Origin of the sequence: Desulfotomaculum copahuensis (assembly GCF_001655685.1) — a bacterium.
GTDB classification, from domain to species: domain Bacteria; phylum Bacillota; class Desulfotomaculia; order Desulfotomaculales; family Desulfovirgulaceae; genus Desulfotomaculum_G; species Desulfotomaculum_G copahuensis.
The window spans coordinates 179,539-199,579 of the sequence record NZ_LYVF01000013.1; the positions used below are offsets into that span (position 1 = coordinate 179,539).

Annotated in this window: 21 protein-coding genes; 1 reads left to right on the top strand and 20 read right to left on the bottom strand. The window is 60.3% G+C overall.

Annotated elements, in window-relative coordinates; translation table 11 throughout:
• Positions 1-143 precede the first annotated feature (143 nt).
• The 11 genes from A6M21_RS02205 to accB form a co-directional block, all read right to left on the bottom strand.
• A complete protein-coding gene (locus tag A6M21_RS02205) occupies positions 144-776 on the bottom strand; it encodes a cyclodeaminase/cyclohydrolase family protein (protein WP_066666253.1) in 633 nt (210 codons plus the stop codon).
• A 257-nt stretch (positions 777-1,033) separates the two neighbouring features.
• A complete protein-coding gene (locus tag A6M21_RS02210) occupies positions 1,034-1,885 on the bottom strand; it encodes a bifunctional 5,10-methylenetetrahydrofolate dehydrogenase/5,10-methenyltetrahydrofolate cyclohydrolase (protein WP_066666301.1) in 852 nt (283 codons plus the stop codon).
• A gap of 184 nt (positions 1,886-2,069) precedes the next feature.
• Entirely contained in the window at positions 2,070-3,269 is a 1,200-nt protein-coding gene (gene xseA, locus A6M21_RS02215) for an exodeoxyribonuclease VII large subunit (RefSeq protein WP_066666302.1), read from the bottom strand.
• A 21-nt stretch (positions 3,270-3,290) separates the two neighbouring features.
• A complete protein-coding gene (gene gltA, locus A6M21_RS02220) occupies positions 3,291-4,700 on the bottom strand; it encodes an NADPH-dependent glutamate synthase (RefSeq protein ID WP_066666254.1) in 1,410 nt (469 codons plus the stop codon).
• Positions 4,700-5,551, bottom strand: a complete 852-nt coding sequence (locus tag A6M21_RS02225) for a sulfide/dihydroorotate dehydrogenase-like FAD/NAD-binding protein (RefSeq protein ID WP_066666255.1) — start codon at positions 5,549-5,551, stop codon at positions 4,700-4,702. The genes gltA and A6M21_RS02225 overlap by 1 nt, the downstream gene beginning before the upstream one ends.
• 137 nt (positions 5,552-5,688) lie before the next feature.
• Complete coding sequence (gene nusB, locus A6M21_RS02230; protein ID WP_066666256.1) at positions 5,689-6,111, bottom strand: transcription antitermination factor NusB; 423 nt, start codon at positions 6,109-6,111, stop codon at positions 5,689-5,691.
• A gap of 28 nt (positions 6,112-6,139) precedes the next feature.
• Positions 6,140-6,364: a DUF2273 domain-containing protein gene (locus tag A6M21_RS02235; RefSeq protein ID WP_066666257.1), complete on the bottom strand. Its 225-nt coding sequence runs from the start codon at positions 6,362-6,364 to the stop codon at positions 6,140-6,142.
• A gap of 5 nt (positions 6,365-6,369) precedes the next feature.
• A complete protein-coding gene (gene amaP / locus A6M21_RS02240; RefSeq protein WP_066666258.1) occupies positions 6,370-6,891 on the bottom strand; it encodes an alkaline shock response membrane anchor protein AmaP in 522 nt (173 codons plus the stop codon).
• 45 nt (positions 6,892-6,936) lie between these two features.
• A complete protein-coding gene (locus A6M21_RS02245; RefSeq protein WP_066666259.1) occupies positions 6,937-7,338 on the bottom strand; it encodes an Asp23/Gls24 family envelope stress response protein in 402 nt (133 codons plus the stop codon).
• 397 nt (positions 7,339-7,735) lie between these two features.
• Complete coding sequence (gene accC, locus A6M21_RS02250) at positions 7,736-9,082, bottom strand: acetyl-CoA carboxylase biotin carboxylase subunit (protein WP_066666260.1); 1,347 nt, start codon at positions 9,080-9,082, stop codon at positions 7,736-7,738.
• 17 nt (positions 9,083-9,099) lie between these two features.
• A complete protein-coding gene (accB, locus tag A6M21_RS02255) occupies positions 9,100-10,983 on the bottom strand; it encodes an acetyl-CoA carboxylase biotin carboxyl carrier protein (protein ID WP_066666261.1) in 1,884 nt (627 codons plus the stop codon).
• 467 nt (positions 10,984-11,450) lie between these two features.
• Here accB and A6M21_RS02260 point away from each other — a divergent pair, with 467 nt between their 5' ends.
• Positions 11,451-12,077, top strand: coding sequence for an acetate uptake transporter (locus A6M21_RS02260; RefSeq protein ID WP_066666262.1), 627 nt, complete (start codon positions 11,451-11,453; stop codon positions 12,075-12,077).
• Positions 12,078-12,344: 267 nt separating this feature from the next.
• Here the strand turns inward: A6M21_RS02260 and A6M21_RS02265 are convergent, their stop codons facing one another.
• The 9 genes from A6M21_RS02265 to A6M21_RS02305 form a co-directional block, all read right to left on the bottom strand.
• Positions 12,345-12,962, bottom strand: coding sequence for a SpoIIIAH-like family protein (locus tag A6M21_RS02265; RefSeq protein ID WP_078060316.1), 618 nt, complete (start codon positions 12,960-12,962; stop codon positions 12,345-12,347).
• A gap of 1 nt (position 12,963) precedes the next feature.
• A complete protein-coding gene (locus A6M21_RS02270; RefSeq protein WP_066666263.1) occupies positions 12,964-13,602 on the bottom strand; it encodes a hypothetical protein in 639 nt (212 codons plus the stop codon).
• Positions 13,603-13,647: 45 nt separating this feature from the next.
• Positions 13,648-14,310 (bottom strand): stage III sporulation protein AF, encoded by a 663-nt coding sequence (locus A6M21_RS02275; protein ID WP_066666264.1) that lies wholly within the window; start codon positions 14,308-14,310, stop codon positions 13,648-13,650.
• A 13-nt stretch (positions 14,311-14,323) separates the two neighbouring features.
• The gene (gene spoIIIAE / locus A6M21_RS02280) at positions 14,324-15,514 is read right to left on the bottom strand and encodes a stage III sporulation protein AE (protein WP_066666265.1); all 1,191 of its coding nucleotides are present in this window, start codon (positions 15,512-15,514) and stop codon (positions 14,324-14,326) included.
• Between the two features lie 9 nt (positions 15,515-15,523).
• The gene (gene spoIIIAD, locus A6M21_RS02285; RefSeq protein ID WP_066666266.1) at positions 15,524-15,910 is read right to left on the bottom strand and encodes a stage III sporulation protein AD; all 387 of its coding nucleotides are present in this window, start codon (positions 15,908-15,910) and stop codon (positions 15,524-15,526) included.
• A 13-nt stretch (positions 15,911-15,923) separates the two neighbouring features.
• Positions 15,924-16,127 (bottom strand): stage III sporulation protein AC, encoded by a 204-nt coding sequence (gene spoIIIAC / locus A6M21_RS02290; protein WP_066666267.1) that lies wholly within the window; start codon positions 16,125-16,127, stop codon positions 15,924-15,926.
• 163 nt (positions 16,128-16,290) lie between these two features.
• The gene (gene spoIIIAB, locus A6M21_RS02295; protein ID WP_066666268.1) at positions 16,291-16,809 is read right to left on the bottom strand and encodes a stage III sporulation protein SpoIIIAB; all 519 of its coding nucleotides are present in this window, start codon (positions 16,807-16,809) and stop codon (positions 16,291-16,293) included.
• The gene (gene spoIIIAA / locus A6M21_RS02300; RefSeq protein WP_201721815.1) at positions 16,803-17,813 is read right to left on the bottom strand and encodes a stage III sporulation protein AA; all 1,011 of its coding nucleotides are present in this window, start codon (positions 17,811-17,813) and stop codon (positions 16,803-16,805) included. The genes spoIIIAB and spoIIIAA overlap by 7 nt, the downstream gene beginning before the upstream one ends.
• A 366-nt stretch (positions 17,814-18,179) precedes the next feature.
• On the bottom strand, positions 18,180-19,856 hold the full coding sequence (locus A6M21_RS02305) for an FAD-dependent oxidoreductase (protein WP_066666269.1): 1,677 nt from the start codon (positions 19,854-19,856) through the stop codon (positions 18,180-18,182).
• Positions 19,857-20,041 lie beyond the last annotated feature (185 nt).

A 20,041-nucleotide genomic window follows, 5' to 3' on the forward strand; every position in this document is an offset into this window, starting at 1 on the left:
TCAAGCGTTCAACCCGGCGACGATGCCGCCCGGCCTTTTGTCTGTTCAGCGCCGGACGGGAAAACCTTTTCGTTCGCAGCACCCCGCCGCCGCGCGGCAAACGGGTGGTGAAATGAGCGCCGGCGTCCGGTTCCCGGCACCGGTTACTTCATTCTCTCTTCCACCACGGCCACGGCCGCTTCCTTGAGCCGTTTGGCTTCGGTCACGAGGGATGCCTTTTCGGCCAGCACTTTGCTTACATAATCCTGGTCCTTGACCATCGGTATGTTGATATCGGCGCTCAAAAGCACCGCGTTGACGGCGGCCTCGCAGATGTAGGCGGCCACGCCGGCGTCGCTGATGGCCATCTTGTTGCCGATCTTGGACAGCTTTTCGGTAATCACCAGCGCCTCCAGCAGGGTGCGGGCAATCTCCACCGGCGTGTCGGTAGCTGTTTTAAGCGCCTTTTGCATCAACTCTTCCCGCCGGGCCTTTTCCTCGTCCGTGTTCTTGGGCAAGCGGTAAACTTCCATAAACTTGCCGAAGGCGGCGATGTCGGCGGAGACCATTTTTTCCAGCTTGTTGATAATGAAATAGGCCGCGCCGGTGATTTCTTTGACCTGTGGTTCCACATCGGCAAACTTGGGCTTGCCCACGGTCAGATTGCCCACCATGGCCGTCATGGCCACGCCCAGCGCGCCCACCAGGGCGGAAACACTGCCGCCGCCCGGGGTCGGGGCGTCGGAGGCGGCCACGGCCACCACCTTGCGGTAAGGAAAATCAAATATTTCACTCACTTATAAAACACCTCACACAAAAACTGATTTTTACAATTCCCGCGGCCCGGCGGTTCCGGACCGCACGGTAATTCCGGCTTGCTCAGGAAACACCGTCCCAATGGGTGCCGGGGTTGTCATGTCATCCGGTGGAACTGAACCGGCCGCAAAATCCGTCAGTATCGCACGGCGTGCCCGGACGGTCATGCCGTCCGGCGGGGATTACGGTAAAAAACGTTCAACCGGTCCATCCGTTGGCACCGGCGGCGCAAGAGGCGCTATTTTTTCTGCTGCAGCTTGATTGCTTTGAGCACGTTCTTCTGGATCAGCACGGTGGTCAGGCTGCCCACACCGCCGGGCACGGGCGAGATGGCCCCGGCCACTTCCTTGGCGTTTTCAAAGTCCACGTCGCCGCAGATGCCATTTTCCAGCTGGTTGATGCCGGCGTCCACCACCACGGCGCCCGGTTTGATCATGTCGGCCTTGATCATCTTCGCCCGGCCCACGGCGGCGATGAGCACATCCGCCTGGCGGGTGTGATAGCCCAGATCCGCCGTCTTGGTATGGCAGACGGTGACGGTGGCGTTCTGGTTGAGCAGCATGAAGACCAGCGGTTTGCCCACGGTTTCGCCGCGGCCCACGATGACGGCGTTTTTGCCCTTGAGCTCGATGCCGCTTCTGAGCATGATTTCAATGCAGCTCTGCGGGGTGGCCGGGAACAGCCCGTCGCCGCCGCTCAAAATATAGCCCCGGTTGATCGGGTGCACGCCGTCCACGTCCTTGACCGGCAACACGGCTTCCAGCACCCGCTGCTTGCTCATATGCTTGGGCAGGGGCAGTTCGATCATAATCCCGTGCACGCTTTCGTCTTTATTCAGACGATCGATCAAAGCCAGCAACTCTTCCTCGGCGGCGGTGCCGGGCAGGGTGAACAGTTCGAATTCAATACCCACGTTGCCGCAGGACTTTTCCTTGGAACGGGCGTAAACCACCGAGGCCGGATCGTCCCCGGCCAGCACCACGGCCAGTTTGGGCACGATGCCGTTTTCCCGCAGTTGGGCCACTTCGGCCTTGATTTCTTCCCGGATCTGAGCCGCTACCTTTTTACCGTCGATCAATGTGGCTGCCATAATGTCCTCCCCCTTGTTTTTTAAATGTTTTGAAACCAGCCCCGCTGAAAATATGATGGCCGCACACTGCCGTTTCAATGCCCCGGTCCGGCGAAAAACCCGCCTGCCGCGCAATAAATCAAACCGTGACGGCACGGGCAATAACGGTTGGTTATTGCCCGTTAGCCTTTGCCGCTGCCATACCTTACTCCGGGAAGCTTTCCTCCACCAGGCAGCGCAGCCGGCCCCGGTGCAGCTTCACCTGCACCGCTTCCCCGGCTGCCACCACCGCGGCGTCACTGACCACCGCCCGTCCCGGCGCGGAGCAGATGCTGTAGCCCCGGGCCAGGGTGGCCAGCGGACTCAAGGCCTGCAGGCGCCCGGCCAGGACGCCCAGACGGTGCCGGTGCCGGATGAGGCCCTGTCCGGCGGCACGCTCAAGGCGCCGGCGCAAATCATCCACCATCTGCCCGCGTGTACCGCAGATCACTTCCACCGGCCGGCGCATCACCCGCTGCCGGCAGTTTTCCAGCCGCCGGCGGCCGCCGGTGATCTTTTCCTGCACGGCCCGGCGCAGGCGTAACTTTAGCATGTCCAGCCGCCCGGCCATTTCCTCGCGCACGGGCACCACCAGTTCGGCGGCCGCCGAAGGGGTGGCCGCACGCACATCGGCCACCAGGTCGGCAATGGTATAGTCGGTTTCGTGGCCGACGGCGGATATCACCGGCACGCCGGAAAGAAAAATGCTGCGGGCGACCACCTCGGTGTTGAAAGCCCACAATTCCTCCAGCGAACCGCCGCCCCGCCCGGTAATAATCACGTCAATGGGTCCGCACCGGTTGAGCCACTGAATGGCCCGGGCGATCTCCCGGGGCGCCGCCTCCCCCTGCACCGCCACGGGGGTGAAAACAATCTCCACCCCCGGCCAGCGCCGGCCGATAATGCGCACCATGTCCCGCAGCACCGCCCCGGTGGGCGATGTGACAATGCCGATGCGCCGGGGCAAAAGGGGCGGTTTCTTTTTATGCCGGGAATCAAAAAGCCCCTCGGCGGCCAGCTTTTGCTTCAACTGCTCGAAGGCGGTCCAGAGGGTGCCCGCGCCGTCCGGCTCCATTTCCTCGACGTAGAGCTGGTATGTACCGTCCCGTTCATAAAGGGACACATAGCCCCGGATGCGCACGGCCATGCCGTCCGCCGGCGCGAACAACAGCCGGCGGGCGCGGGAACGGAACATCACGGCCCGGACGGCGCAGGACCGATCCTTGAGGGTGAAATAAAGGTGGCCGCTGGCCGCCTGCTTGAAGTTGGACAGTTCCCCCTTCACCCACAGGCTGGCCAGCAGCGGATCATTTTCCAGCAGTTCCTTGACATAACCGGTCAGTTCGCTGACCGAGAGCAAACGCATCAAAGTAATTTTACCGGCCCCTTATTTGTTTTTGTTCATCAAATAATCGTGGATGGAGTTGGCCGCCACCCGGCCGGCACCCATGGCCAGGATTACTGTGGCTGCGCCGGTGACCACGTCGCCGCCGGCATAAACGCCCGGCTTGGAAGTGGCGCCCGTTTCCAGGTTGGCCACGATGTTGCCCTTCTTGCCCAACTCCAGACCTTTAGTGGTCCGGGGCACCAGCGGGTTGGGACCCTGCCCGATGGCCACCACCACCGTATCCACTTCCATGGTGAATTCGGAACCCTCGATGGGCACCGGCCGGCAGCGCCCGGAAGCGTCCGGCTCGCCCAGTTCGTACTTGATGCAGCGCATCGCTTTGACCCAACCGTTTTCGTCGGCGATGATCTCCGTCGGACTGGTCAGCAGGGCGAACTTGACCCCTTCTTCAATGGCATGCTCCACTTCCTCGTGCCGCGCCGGCAATTCCTTCTCCGACCGGCGGTAGACAATCCAGGATTCTTCCGCGCCCAGGCGCAGCGCGGTGCGCGCGCCGTCCATGGCCACGTTGCCGCCGCCGAGCACGGCCACCTTTTTGCCCACTTTGATCGGCGTGTCGCACTCCGGGAAGCAGTAGGCCTTCATCAAATTGGTCCGGGTGAGAAACTCGTTGGCGGAATAAACGCCGCAGGAGTTTTCCCCGGGGATGCCCATGAAATGGGGCAGGCCGGCGCCGGTGCCGATGTATACGGCGTCGAAGCCCTCTTCTTCCATCAATTCGTCCACGGTGGCGAACTTGCCCACCACGGCGTTGGTTTCAATATGCACGCCCAGCTTTTTCAGGTTCTCCACTTCCGCCTGGACCACCTTCTTGGGCAGACGGAATTCGGGAATGCCGTACATGAGCACGCCGCCGGCCACATGCAGCGCTTCAAAGATGGTTACGTCGTGCCCCTTCTTGGCCAGGTCGGCCGCACAGGTCAAGCCGGAAGGACCGGAACCGACGATGGCCACTTTGAAACCGGTGGGCGGCGCCACCGCCGGCGCCTCCACGCCCCGGGCCAGTTCCCAGTCGGCGCAGAAGCGTTCCAGGCGGCCGATAGCCACGGGCTGGTATTTCTTGCCCATGGTGCAGTATTTCTCGCACTGGTTCTCCTGCGGACAGACCCGGCCGCAGACCGCCGGCAGGGCATTCTTTTCCTTGATTTTCCTGATCGCGCCGGCAAAGTCGCGTTCGGCGACCAGTTTGATAAACTGGGGGATGAGCACTTCCACCGGGCAACCCTGGCGGCAGGGCTCCTTCTTGCACTGCAGGCAGCGCTGGGCTTCCGCCACGGCGGTTTCCTCGTCGTAACCCAGGGCCACCTCATTAAAATTATGCGCCCGTTCCACCGGATCCTGTGCGGGCATGGGATGCTTTTCCGGAATGATCTGTTTCTTTTCAGCCATTACTTGCCACCTCCGCATCCGCACTGGCAGGTATGATGCTCCATCGCCCGCTGTTCTTCCGCCCGGAAGGTGGCGCCGCGGCGCGCCAGTTCCGCAAAGTCCACCTCGTGGCCGTCAAATTCCGGTCCGTCCACACAGACAAAGCGGGTCTTGCCGCCCACGGTGACCCGGCAGCAGCCGCACATGCCCGTGCCGTCCACCATCAGCGCGTTCAGGCTGACAATGGTTTTGACGCCGTATTCCTTTGTTACGTTGCAGCAGGCGCGCATCATCGGCTGCGGGCCGATGGCCAGCACCATGGCGATATTCTCCTTGCCCCGCTCCTCGATTATTTCTTTCAGCACATCGGTAACAAAACCCTTACGTACATAAGAGCCGTCGTCGGTGGTGACAAACAACTCGGTGCAGGCCTCGCGCATCTTGTCTTCCCAGAACATGAGCTCCTTGGTCCGGGAGCCCATGATGCCGATCACATGGTTGCCCGCTTCCTTCAGCGCCCGGGCAATCGGAAACACGGGCGCCACACCGACACCGCCGCCCACACAGATTACCGTACCGAAATTCTCAATGTGTGACGGAGTGCCCAGCGGACCAACGAAGTCCTTCAGGTAATCCCCCGCCTCCATCGCCCCCAGTTGTTTGGTCGTTTTGCCCACTTCCTGGTAGACGATGGTGATGGTTCCCTTTTCCCGGTCAAAGTCGGCAATGGTCAAAGGGATACGCTCGCCCGCATCGTCAATGCGCAGAATGACGAACTGCCCCGGTTGGCACTTTTTAGCCACCCGGGGTGCTTCAATGACCATTTCCTTGATGATCGGTGAAAACACCCGTTTCTCCAAGATCTTGAACACCGTTTCCCCTCCCTCAATAAATCTTTATTTCAAAAAATTCTCTTCTGTAATTTCGAGATCTTTAAGAAAATTCCTGCCGGCAGACCTATTCATAATAAACTTTCAACAAAAAAAGCCGGTCCCGTTACCGGCCCGCTTCAAGTTCCCGCAGGATTGTAGGCGGCGGGATCCTTTACCACCCGCCCCAAAATACCGTTGATGAAACGGCCGGACTCCGGCCCGCCGAAGGCCTTGGCCAGTTCCACGGCCTCGTTTACCGAAACGCCGGACGGAATGTCGTCGCGGTAAAATATCTCAAAGAGGGCCAAGCGCATCAGGTTGCGGTCCACCGCGGCCAGGCGGTCCAGGCGCCAGTCCCGGCTCAGGCGGGTGATTACCGCATCCAGGCCGGACAGGTGTTCTATTGTGCCCATGACCAGTTCCCGGGCAAATTGCAGATCCTCCGCCTTGAGGCCGGCCTCGCTGTGCACATGAGCCAGTGCCGCTTCCGGCCCGACCCGTCCGATATCAATCTGGAACATGGTTTGCAATGCCGCTTCCCGGGCCTGTCTTCTGCCCATAACGTCCTCCCCGTCCGTCCGACTCCATTTATCTTTCCCGGAACATCCGCGCCAGAAACTCCCGCCAGTTCACCCGCTCATCCAGACGGTAGCCTATGTAGTATCCAACAAAAACGCAGATCGAGACGAAAACTGCTTTCAATATGCCGTAAACTATGGCAAACCAGCCGAAAGCAAGTCCGAGGACAATACCGATAATTTTGCCCCGGTGCCGGTCCCAAAATTCCTGCCATGTATTTACATCCACGTCCATGCACCTCATTCCACCCGTGGCTTGTGGGCGGTAATGCTGCTCACCAAAAGGCGCACTTCCTGCACGGCCACCCCGGTTACATCCAGCACTTTCTGACGCACCTGCTCCTGAATGAGACCGGAAATTTCCGGCACACTCACATCCGGAGTCACCGCCACCCGCACATTGATGCCGATCCCGGCGGCAACGGAAATCACCCGCGCCTTCACTTCCCGTACGCCGGCCTGCTGAGAGACGACCTTTTCCACCAGTTCCTCGATAGCCGCCAGGGCGATGCGTACCTGCCCCAGCGCCCCTTCATGTACGATGGACTGTTTTTTCCGCGGCCGCACGGCGACCCAGAACAGATAGGCACCGATCAGCACAAACAGGCCGAGCAGGGTAAAAGTGACATCCGGCTGCTGCCGGATCAGATCCGGATTGACGCCGGGCGGCGGCCAACCGGCCAAGGTGAGCACCGCCAGGATCAAAGCTATCGTCAGCACCAGCGAATACAGCGCCAGGAGGCCGCGGTCAAAGGGCCCCATCACGTAACCCCCCATCGGTTCAACCGCAAAATCCCGCTCCTAAGGCTAGCGCACCCGGTGTTCCTCTTCCTTTCCCTCCGGGCCGAAAGCCACTCCTTGCACATTTACGTTAACCTCCACCACCGACAGGCCGGTCATGGCCTCGATTGCTTTTTTCACTTTTTCCTGGATTTCGGCAGCCACCTCGGGTATGCGCACCCCGTAATCGACAATGACAAACATGTCCACCGCCGCTTCTTTCTCCCCCACTTCCACCTTGACGCCCTTGGACAGGTTCTTGCGGCCCAGCATTTCCGCGATGCCGCCCGCCACGCCCCCGCTCATGCCGGCCACGCCGGGCACTTCGGTGGCCGCCAGTCCGGCGATCACCCGGACTACCTCGTCGGCAATGCGGATGGAGCCCAAACCGGTCTGTTCCTCACGTACAACCACGTCCTTGTTGTCCATGACTGCCCTCCCTCAACGGCCATATTTTTAACGCAACCCCAAAGCCGGCGGCCGTATCCGGTCGCGCCAACCACCCGATCCGGCAAAACAACGGCGCCGCTCTCCGGTGCGCAAACAGCACACCGGAGAGCCTGCCCCGGACGCATCGTGTTTCATTTCCGGACCTGCGCCGGCTGCTCCTCCGGTACGAACACCAACTGCAAAGGTTGCCCAAAACGTTTTCCAGTATTGCCGGCAGAATACGGCGATATCCATGACCGTTCCTGACGGGGCCGGGGAAGTTGCTATAATTTACCTTCAAACCGGCACGTTCATTATATCAAAAGCGTCGCAGATGCGCAAGGGAAGGGCACGCGGGCCTTTTCAGTCCGCAGGCCGAACCTGGTTGCTTCACAGTTCAATCCACCAGGATGCGGCGCTGAATGAAATTGGTATAGATTTCCCCCCGGCGGAAAAAGGCGTTGTTCAGCACCCGCCGGTGAAAGGGAATGGTGGTGGCCACCCCTTCAATCACAAATTCGTCCAGCGCCCGCTGCATACGGGCAACAGCCTCGCGCCGGTCCTGTCCCCAGGTGATCAGCTTGCCGATCATGGAATCGTAGTGGGGCGGCACCAGCCAACCGGGGTAGGCGGCGCTGTCCACCCGCACCCCCGGTCCGCCGGGCGGCAGGTAGGTCGTGATCAGGCCCGGGCAGGGGGAGAAGTTGTGCTCCGGGTCCTCGGCGTTGATCCGGCATTCAATGGCCCAACCCCGGATGGTTACGTCATCCTGGGTGAAGCCGAGGGATTCGCCGGCAGCCAGGCGGATCTGCTCTTTAATCAAATCAATGCCCGTGACCAGTTCGGTGACCGGATGCTCCACCTGAATGCGCGTGTTCATTTCAATGAAATAAAAGTTGTGGTGTTTGTCCAGCAGAAATTCCACCGTACCGGCATTATGATAGCCCACTGCGGCGGCCGCCCGGACGGCCGTTTCACCCATCCGGCGGCGCAGTTCGGGGGTCAGTGCGGTGGAGGGGGATTCTTCGATCACCTTTTGGTTGCGCCGCTGAATGGAGCAGTCCCGTTCACCCAGGTAAACCAGATTCCCCTGCTTGTCGCCCAGCAGTTGAAACTCAATATGCCGCGGCTCGTCCACATATTTTTCCACGTATACCTGGGCGTTGCCGAAGGCCGCCTGCGCCTCGCTCTGGGCGGTCTGCACCGCCCGCTCCAGTTCGTCCGGACTCTGGGCCACGCGCATGCCCCGCCCGCCGCCGCCGGCGGACGCTTTGACCAACACCGGGTAGCCGATCTCCGCCGCCACCCGCAGAGCCTCGCCGGTATCGTGCAGTACGCCGGGGGAACCGGGCACCACGGGCACCCCGGCGGCGGTCACCGCTTCCCGGGCCGCCGCCTTGGCCCCCATTTTTTCCATGGCCGCCGCCGGCGGGCCGATGAAGGCTATGCCGCAGCTTTCGCAGATCTCGGCAAAGCTGGCGTTCTCAGCCAGAAAACCATAGCCGGGGTGGATGGCATCCGCCCCGGAAACCTCGGCCGCACTGATGATCCCGGTGATATTCAAATAGCTTTTGGAAGCCTTGGCCGGGCCGATACAGTAAGCCTCGTCGGCCAGACGCACCGGCAGGCTGTGGCGGTCCGCCTCGGAATAAACCAGCACCGACTTGATGCCCATTTCCCGGCAGGCGCGGATCACCCGCAGGGCAATCTCCCCCCGGTTGGCAATCAGTATTTTCTTGAACATTTATGCTCTCTCCGTTTCTATTTCTCCCGGATCAGGAACAGAGTCTGGCCGTACTCCACCGGCGAAGCGTTTTCCAGCGCGATCTCCACCACCTCGCCGGCCACCTCGGACTCAATTTCATTCATCAGCTTCATCGCCTCGATAATGCAAAGGGTCTGCCCCTTGTGCACCACGTCGCCCACCTGGACGAAAGGTGCCGCGTCGGGGGAGGGTGCGCGGTAGAACGTACCCACCATGGGGGCGGTAACCGGCGTCAGGCCGGACACGGCGTTTTCCTGCTGCGGTGCGGCCGGCGGAGACGGCGCCGTTTCCCGGACCGGCTCCGCCGGTATACTTGTGGATGGCTCAAGCACCGGCGCCTGGCCCCGGGCGCCGGCTTTTTTGATCGCCACCTTGACTCCGGCGCTTTCCAGTGATACCTCGGCGATGTCAGTCTGGTCAATCAGTTTGATTAACTCTTTGATCTCATTTAAATCCATCGGTTCATCCTCCTTGCTCCGGCCCGGCCGGCGGTTCTCCGTCCCTTTGGTTTGCCGCGCCGCCTTCTCCGCTGCCTTTTCACCTTGTGGACACATACCGGCCCGGCTTTCAAAAAATTTCCGGGCCACCTGGGGAAACAGGGCATAAGAGATGCAGTCCTCCTCGCTGCCGGCCAGATCTTTGATTTCTTCCCTTATTCTTGCCATTTTCGGCTCCAACAAGTCGGCCGGCCGGCAGGCGACCGGTTCCCGGTCCCCAAGCACCTTGCGGGCCACCTCCGCATCCAGCGGCGCCGGCGGTTTACCGTACTGGCCCTCGATGTAGGCGCGCACCTCGCCGGGAATCAGCTTGTAGCGCCGGCCGGTGAGCACATTGAGCACCGCCTGGGTGCCCACGATCTGGCTGGTCGGCGTGACCAGGGGCGGGTAGCCCAACTCCGCGCGCACCCGGGGAATCTCGGCCAGCACCTCGGGCAGGCGGTGCAGCGCTTTTTGTTCATCCAACTGGGTGACCAGATTGGAAATCATCCCGCCCGGCACCTGGTGTTCGAACACGCGCATATCGTTGATCCTGGTCACGCCCCGTTCGTAACCCAGTGATTTGCGCAGGTTCTCGAAATAATCCGCCACTTCGAACAAAGCGCCGATATCCAGCCCGGTGTCGTACTCAGTCCCCTGCAGCGCCCGCACCACCGTCTCCACCGGCGGTTGTGAGGCGCCGAAGGCCAGGGGTACGGAAGCGGTATCCACCACATCCACGCCGGCTTCGGCCGCCTTCAGATAGGCGCCCACGGCCAGCCCGCCGATGTAGTGGCTGTGCAGTTGCACGGGCAGGCCGGCTTTTTCTTTAATCAACCCGACCAGTTCGTAGGCGCGGTAAGGAGTGAGCAGGCCGGCCATATCCTTGATGCAGATGGAATGCGCGCCCATTTGGGCCAGTTCCACGGCAGTCTGCACATAATGCTCCGTGGTGTGCACCGGACTGACGGTATAGACCACCGCCGCCTGGATGTGGGCGCCGGTTTTTTGCGCCGTGCGCATGGAGGTTTCAAAGTTGCGGATATCATTTAAAGCATCAAAAATACGAATGATATCAATACCATTTTCCACCGCTTTGCTAACAAAGGCCTCAACCACATCATCCGGGTAGTGCTGGTAGCCGACCAGTGATTGACCGCGTAAGAGCATCTGTAAAGGGGTGTGTTTAACATGTTTTTTTATAGTGCGCAGGCGCTCCCAGGGGTCTTCATCCAAATAACGCATGCAGACATCAAAAGTAGCGCCGCCCCACACCTCCAGTGAATGATAGCCGATATTATCCATCTTTTCCAATATGGGCAGCATATCTTCCGTTCGCATGCGAGTAGCCCACAAACTTTGATGCGCATCGCGTAAAGTGGTGTCGGTGATCTTCAAGGCCATTTCAAATCCTCCCCGAATAAGCAGGCAAAATAAACCACAAAAAAATAACCCCTGCCAAGGTTGTTTTTATATCTGAACCTATTATATAAAAAAGAGTTTGGTTGTGAAATAGAATTAACGCAAGTATACAATATATTGATTAAATACACTGTATACAAAGAGCAATAGCATATAAATGATTTATTTTACTGAAGATTCAGACTTTTATGGCAGGTGTCTGGAGGGAGAACTGCCGTATCAAGAATACCGTCTGGGTGAACTGTCAGAACTTTGCGCTGAACGGCGAAAATATGGCGGGGGATTTTTGCACAAGTACATATTCCATTCATCATGCAAATATTGCCGTTGAGCAGAAACTGTTTAGCAAGGTAATTGAAACAGGGTTAAAATAAGTTTGGCGAAAGGAGGTGGGGATTTTAAAGGCCGGGTTTCATTTTTCAGAATTTTAACAAAAGGGAGGTATTGTCATGGCAGACAAACAGGTTTATGAAATCAAGGAATCGGCGATCGCCGATCCGGGGCCGCTGGGACTGGGCGGATTTGCCCTGACCACTTTCGTCTTGAGCATGGCCAACGCGCACTTCCTGCCGGCGGCCGTCACCGCGGTATTCGTGCCCCTGGCCCTGTGGTACGGCGGCGCGGCACAGATCCTGGCCGGCATGTGGGAGTTCAAAAAGAACAATGTTTTCGGTGCCACCGCGTTCACCACATACGGCGCCTTCTGGATCGCCCTGGCCACACTGATTCTCCTGCAGGGACTGAAACTGGTTGACTTCGGTGATCAGGCCAACATCGCCAGCGGCATCTTCCTGGTAGCCTTCACCATCTTCACCTTCTATATGTGGATTGCCAGCTTCCGTTTGAACAACGCGCTCTTATACGTTTTCACCACGCTGATCATAACCTTTGTCCTGCTCGACCTGGGCGAATTCAAGGTCATCTCCAGTGTTCCCGGCGGCATCATGGGCATCCTTTGCGCCCTGGGCGCCTGGTACACTTCGGCGGCCGGTGTATTGAACACCGTTTTCGGACGGACGGTGCTGCCAATTGGACCGCGTTCCTCCGCACCGGTCCAGGTAAACGTCAAGGCCTAATAAAATTTACTAGTTTATACCGGGGGATGGCTGTAGCCATCCCCCTTTCATCTGCGTCCGGCAATCCCGGCACCCGGCAACCGTCCGGATAAAGACGTGCGAATAAACCGGTGCACCGGCACAAAGCACCGCAAGCACTCCACCCGTGACGAATTGGGCAACTGCCGGTTCAAAAAAGTGCTGGTCCGCTCAACGCCCCGGGACGTTTGATTCCGTACCAGCCTCCTTACGCAACTGAAATGGCGCACCGGCTTACCTGCAAGCAATCTACTGACGTGGAATGATCACTATGTTTTGCGCGCTCACCCCGGTGTTCCGGGACACCAGGTCGGCGATACGCGCGGCGTCGGTGGGTAAGATTTGCTTCGCCTCCACAATTACGGTCGCGCCGCCGTTTTCCAGGCAGACCGCCGCATCGGCAAAGCCCTTGGCCCGGATCAGGTTTTCCACTTCCATTTCGCGCGCCATGTTCTGGCTGATGTTCAGCAGCCTGTCCTGCGCCCGCTGACGGGTTTCACCACCGGTGGCGGAATTGTCCACAATCTCCTTGAGCAGGGCCAGTTGCTCGCCCCGGGTGCGCTCCCGGTCCAGCCGGTATTCCACAAAAAAGGCCTCCCCGTTGCCGGATGCTTTGGCGGCCGCCGGTACGGCCGTTCCAAGCCCGCCTGCCGTTCCATGCACCGCTGTGCCGCCGCTGCCGGCCGCGGTTCCTTCCCCGCCACCTCCGCCCGGCTGTGCCGGACCGGACACCGGCGCCCCGGCGGGCGCCGGTTTGACCGTACCGCCGGACGGTTCCCGCAGGCCGGCAAAGAGCAGCCCCAGTCCAATCAACCCCAGCAGTGCGGCAAAGATGAGTTGTTTTCTAATCATCACCGTGCGCAGCATTCTAAGAACCTCCTTCCATGGGCAAGACCAGTATTTTTTGCGGCTCCACACCGAGCGCCACGCGCACCGCTTCGAACAGACGGGCTTTCACCTGCGGGTCCTGCGCCCCGGCCGCCACCACCAGCACCCCGGCGATACGCGCGGCCTGCTCCTGCCTGACCACCGGTGTGTCCCCCTGGTTTTCCCGGAGCAATACCATCTGCCCGGTGTCGGTATTTTCAGTGGTCACCCGGGTCCCCCCGGACTGGTCCTTTTCCTGGGTGGTCTTGCGCGTGGTGCTGGCATTCACGGCGTAGTCCTCGCTTTGCGAACTGGCCAGGCGCACCGTCACATCCACCCGTCCGGCGCCGGCCACCTGGCTCAACACCTGCTGCAGCTTATCCTCCAGCGCCACTTCCTCCCGCCCCATGGAGGAATCACCGGACACGGAAGGCTGCACTTTTTGCGTCACCGGCGCCGGCGCCGCTCCGCCCGTTCCGGGGGCTTTCCCGGCCGGATCATGATGGCCGGTATTGCCCAGCAGGAGCAGCACCACACCCAGGGCCGCCAGTCCGGCCAGCCACCAGAAAGTACGCTTTTGCAATTTCGGCGGCAGGTTTTGCCCGTCGCCGTGCGCTGTCAGTTTATCCCACCAGGACATGCTCTTCACCCCTTGTTTGATGGTTTGAAATATTTCCCGCCGGCCCTACCCCCCGGCTGCGGCGGTGCGGAATTCGAATTTCACCTGTTCGGGGGACAGGTTGTAAAAATTGGCCACGTTGGCGGCAGCCCGGCGGGCGGCCTGCTCCACTTCCGGAGGCGGTTGCGCCCGGCCGGAAACGGCGTTCCCGCCGGCGCCGGCATTTTTCCCCACCTCTACCTTGACCGGCCCGACCAGGGGGTTTTTCTGCTCCGCAGCGGCGGGAGCCGCATCAAACAGCAGCTGCACCTGCCGGATCTGCCCGAATTTCTTATCGTTTTTGTCCCCGTAAAGATCCACTTCCACCTCCCGTACCGTCAGCCGTCCGTTCATACCGGCTAAAGCGGCGATTTGCAGGGCCAGCCCCTGCCGGTACTGCTCCAGTGCCTGCGCCTGCGTATCCGCGGCCAGCCGCCGGCCGCCGGCCATGATGTCCGGCAGGCCGGGAGCGCCGGGCGAAGGCCCGGTCTGTGCCGGCACCGGCATATCCAGCTGCCAGCCGCCCCGGATCAGATTGCCCGCCGCCTGTAAAACGGCAATCACGATCAACAGGCCCATCACCATTTTTACATAGCGGCGCATATCACCGGCCGGCAGGAGCATTTCCAGGAACACCGCCAGCACCGCAATAACGATTAAATTTAAAACCAGGTTGCGGACAATTTCCACGGCCCTTTCCTCCTTACCGCAACATTACGGTAAGATTGCCCATGGCCACCACAATGGCGATGGCAAAAAAGAACAGCAACCCGACCGTGGCCACCACGGCAAACACGGTAATCACACTGTTGCCCAGGTCGTTCAGGCAGTCCACCACCGGCGCGTCCCCCACCGGCTGCACAAGGGCGCCGGCCAGTTTGTAGATCAGGGCCAGGGAAATCAGTTTGATCAGCGGCAGGGCCATAATGGCAAAAATGGCCACCACCCCGGCCAGGCCGGCTGCGTTTTTGATCAACAGGGCGGAACTGATCACCGCTTCCAGCGCATCGGAGAACATCCCCCCGACCACCGGCACAAAAGCATCCAGCGAAAACTTGGCCGTGCGCAGCACCACCCCGTCACCCACCGCCCCGGCCACCCCCTGCACCGCCAGCAGGCCTAGAAACACCGTGCCGAAAATGCCCAGCAAACCCATGGCCGCCGTTTTGAGCAGGCCGGCCAGGTTGGAGATCTTGAACCGGGGCGACAGGTTGCTCACCAGACCGAGCACGGCGGCAAAGAACACCAGGGGCAGGACAATGTTTTTGATCAGTGTGCCGATCAGTGTCAGGCCGCCCAGCAGCACCGGATGAAAAACAGCCGCCGAGGCCACCCCGCCCAGGGCCACCAGCAGGGTGAGCAGCACCGGCAGCAGGGCCTGCATGAACCCGACCATCTTGTCCACCACATCCCGGCCCGTATTCACCGCCAGGGCGAAGGAGCCCACGGCGATGGTCACCAGCATCAGGAAAGTGACGGTCTGGGTAAGCTGCCCGGTGGTGCCGCGGTCAAAGGCGGCGGTGAGGTTTTGCAGCACCACGCAAATCATGGCCAGGATGACCAGCTTGCCCAGCAGCGCGGCATTGGCCACCACTTCTTTGAAAAGGTAGACCAGCACGTAGTGGAAAACATCGGCCGGCTGCCAGTGGACATCCCTTTGGGCCAGCTTGACCAACAAATCTTTAAAACTGAGTCCGGGCACCGCACTGTTAATTTCACCGTCCAGTCGGTTTACATAATCCTGGACACCGCTCATATTCAAAACCTTGTCCACCTCACCGGCCGCACTCCCGGACGCGGACGCGTCCGCCGGCGCGGCAAGCGTTTCCGCCCGGGCGGGCAGCGGCCGGAAAAACAGGCCGCACAGCAACAAACAAATCCATAACCAGCGCATATGCTCACCTCAGGGCACCAGTTTGAGCAGGGACTGCAACACCGCGGCCACAATGGGCACGGCCAGGACCAGCACCAGAATCTTGGCGGCAAATTCAATCTTGGCCCCGATGGCCCCTTCACCGGCATCGCGGCAGATCTGGGCGCCGAAGTCGGCGATGTAGGCAATACCCACGATTTTCAAGAGCGTGCCCAGATAAACCATGTTCAGGCTGGCCCGCTCCGACAGTTCTTTTAAAACATCAATTACTGCGCCGATTTTGCCCAGCACCGCCAGGAAGATCATAATCCCCGTGGCGACGCTCAAGAGCATGGCCAGCTCGGGTTTGTTGTGCCGGATGGTCACCGCCAGCACCGCGGCCACCAGGCCCAGGCCGACCAGTTGCATGATTTCCACAGGCGCCACCCCTCTAGAACAACTTGAACACCGACCGGACCTGGTCAAAAAAGGTGCCCAGCAGTTGCACCACCCAGATCAACACAATGCCCAGCCCGCCCAGGGTGGCAATCAGGGCGTAATCCTCCTTGCCGGAGCTTTTCAGCACATAATGGGCCACTCCGACCAGGATACCGATGCCGATAATCTTGAAAATCAGGTTCACATCATAACCCATCCGCAAACCCTCCTTAATCGCGCGCATTGTTGGAGCGTCGCCCGGTTCGCCCCGGGACGGGAATGGCAAAGCGGCGACAATCCTTAAAAAACGCTGCTGAAAAGATGGACCGCTTTTAAGCAAAGCCGGTTTTCACCGAAGCGGTGCACTGCAACCGGACGCTTCAGTAAAGCAGCAATATCACCGCCAGGCCGCCCAGAAAACCCAGGTAGTTCCACAATTTGACCTGCCGTTCGGCCTCCCGGGCCGCCTTGTTCATCTCCAGGCCCAGTTGTTCCATGGCCAGGTGCAGGTGCTTGCTTTGATCCTGGCGGTCGGAAACACCCAGGGATGTGCCCAGCTGGCGCAGGATGGCCAGGTCGGCCGGCTTCAACGCCGTGGCCGGGTAAAAAGCGGCCAGGCCGCGCTCCCAGGCTTCCCGGGCCGAACAGCCGGACATGGCGCGCAGTTCCTCCCCGCTCCGGGCGAACAGGGGGGCGATGCGCGGTTCGGCGCGCGCGGCCACCCGTTCCACGGCTTCGGCCAGCGGGGTGGCGGTGTAGATGATTTCCGTTTCCAGCATTTGCAGGGCGGCGCGCAATCCCCGCAACTCCAGCGGCCGGCGGGAATAACCCCGGGCCACGCCAAACCCGGCCAGGCCGCAGGCGAACAGCACCAGGGCGGCGCCGAGCAGTTTCAACACAACCTCACCCCCAGGGAGTGCATGGTCCGGCCGTCAATAATATCCTCCACGCTGCCCACGCCCCGGGAGCGGCCGAGCAGGATCAGACGCTGGATTACTTTCAGGCTGAACAGATAATTGAGCGCCGGCCGGGCGGTCAGTTCATTCAAAGAAGAGCCGTGCACGGTGACCAGCACTCCGACCCCGGCGTTAAAGACTTCCTCCAGAGCGGCCACATCCTCTTTGCGGCCGATTTCATCAGTGGCGATCACCCGGGGGGCCATCGAGCGCAGCAGCATGATCATGCCTTCCGCCTTGGGACAGCCGTCCAGCACGTCGGTGCGCACGCCCACATCACGCTGGGGCACTCCTCGGTGGCAGCCGGCCAGTTCCGAACGCTCGTCCACCACGCCCACTGTCATCCCCGGCAGGCCGATTTCCGGCACCCCGTTGCTGATCTGACGGATAATGTCCCGCAAGAGAGTGGTCTTGCCGCACCCGGGCGGGGAAAAAATGAGCGTATGGTAGATCCGGCCCATACCGCGGTCGAACAGGTGGGGCATCAAAGGTGTGGCCAGGCCGGCAATTTCCCGGGAAATGCGGATATTGAGCGCCGCAATCTGCTTCAAGGTTTTGATGCGCCCCCCTTCCACCACCGCCCGGCCGGCCAGCCCCACCCGGTGCCCGCCGGATACGGTGATATAGCCGTTTCTCAGTTCTTCCTCCAGAGCGTAAAGTGACGAACCGCTGATCAACTGCATGGACTGCTCCAGGTCGCAGGCGCTCACCAGGTAGGCCGCGCGGGGGTTTTTCACCAGTTTTCCGTCCGGGGCGATAAATGCGTCCCCGCCGGTCAAGCCCAGCATCAGCGGCCTGTCCCGGCGCAGGCGGATTTCTTCCAACCGGTTCAGCACCGCCGGCGGCAGGCCGGCAATCAGATTCCGCAGGTGCCCGGGCAGCACGGGCAACACTTCATGCACCGCCGCCCCGGGGGACGCTGCCGGCACCAAATTGGTCACACCCACGGTTTGTCCCTCCTTGATTCCATAGATATTTCCGGGCGCGGCAAATTATACCGAGATAATTTGGCGGTTGGCCGCAGGTGGGCGGCGTTTGCTCCGGCGAAAGGAATATAGTTTGACAATCATGCCGTTGGCGCGCCATCAGAAGAGGATGAAAGTGGTCCGCATAATTTCAGGGCAGAGCCGTATGCATAATGGTTGACATAAAAAAGGAAGCCCCGAAAAAGAGGCTTCCTGAAAACGCTAATTTAATAAAGATTGACTTTTTTGTGTTGCTGCTCAACAGTATGTCGACGGGCAAAGTCCAATCATGCCGATCATGTCGCTGCCGCGGCAACGGCAAAAGGCGAAAAAAGCACCAACCGCCAACTACTCAAGATCATACGGCCAGCCCTGCAGGCCGCCTTCCAGGAATTTTACGTCCTTGAACCCGGCGCCGTCCAGGATGCGCTGGGCTTCGTAGGAGCGCACGCCGAGGGCGCACAGGGTGATGATCTCCTTGTCCCGGGGTACCTCTGCCAGACGGCGGCGCAGTTCGCCCAGGGTGACCAGCATCCCGCGAGGATCCTCAATGTGCCGGTATTTGAACTGATCCGGCGTACGCACATCCAGCAGCACGAAATCCTCGTCACCGGCCAGTTTATCGTGCAGATCACGGGCGGAAATGGTCACGGCCACACCGTCCAGCTTGTTGCGCGCAATGTTGGCCGTATGGTGCAGCGGATCGATCGGTGTATTGAAAGGCGGGGCGTAACCGAGATCCAGATCGGCCAGATCGTCCACCGTGGCGCCGAAATTCAATGCCGCGGCGGCCACGTCCACACGCTTGACCACTTCCCCCGGGCCGATGCCCTGGACGCCCAGCACTTTACGGCTACCCTTTTCCACAATCAATTTGATGATCAGGTTGTCGTGGCCGGGATAGTAATGGGTGCGGTCGTGGTTGGAGTTGATCGCGGTCAGCACATCGTAGCCCAGCGCCCTGGCCTGCACTTCGCCCAGGCCCGTGCGGGCCACATTCCAGCTGATCATTTTCATCGCCGAGGTGCCCAGCACCCCTTTAAACATGCTTTTCCGGCCGGCCAGGTTGTCGCCGGCCACCCGGCCCTGCCGGTTGGCGGTGGAAGCCAACGGGACATACACTTTGCGTCCGGAAATCAGATGCCGGTTTTCCACGCAGTCGCCGATGGCGAAGATTTCCGGGTCGCTGGTCTGCAGGTATTCGTTGACCGCAATGGCCCCCGTTTCGCCGATGGTCAATCCGGCGCCCCGGGCCAGTTCCACGTTCGGACGCACCCCCACGGCCACAATGACCATTTCCGCATCCAGATCGCCCTGATCGGTAACCACCCGGGTGACATGACCCGTCTCGTCGCCTTCCAGGCGCAGCACCTTGCGCCCGAGGTGAAACTCCACGCCCTCCTCCTCCAGCCGGTAGGATAACAAAGCGGCCAGATCGGGATCCAGCATGCCGGGCAGTATCTGATCCTGCAGTTCGACCACGGAAACAAAGAGCTTGCGCTTGAGCAGGGCGTCGGCCGCCTCCAGGCCGATCAAACCGGCGCCGATGACCACCGCGTCGCCCGCATCCGCCGCAGCAGCGGCGATTTTTTGGGCGTCGTCGGGATGGTTCAAACGGTGCACACCCTTTAATTCCAGACCGGGGACGGGCGGGCTGAAGGGACTGGCGCCAGTGGCCAGCACCAGTTTATCATAAGGAATGGTGTACTTTTCCCCGTTTTCCAGGTTGGTCACCGCCACCTCTTTTTTCTCCCGGTCGATGGCCGTGGCTTCGGTCCGGGTGAGCACCCGCACGCCCTTTTCATCCTGGAAGTAATGCTCGTCCCGCACCACGCCGTAGGATGTGCTGAATAGCTGCTTGAAATCCCGGATCTGACCGCTGACATAATAAGGCATACCACAGCCGGCGTAGGAAATCATTTTCCCACGCTCAATAATGGTAATCTCAGCATCGGGCATCAGCCGGCGGGCACGGGCCGCCGCCTTGGGACCGGCCGCCACGCCGCCGATGATTACAATGCGCATGAGCGCCCCACCTCCTGTGTATTCGCGATTATTATAAACCTGATTTTTGTTTTAAATCAAGGTATATTTGGCGTAACGGCAATATCGTAAAAAGGCACCCACTTTCGTGAGTGCACCGGTACAAAATCCACCTGGTCAAGCATGGCACCATGCCGTATGGCGGGGATGTCTTATATGTCATCTTC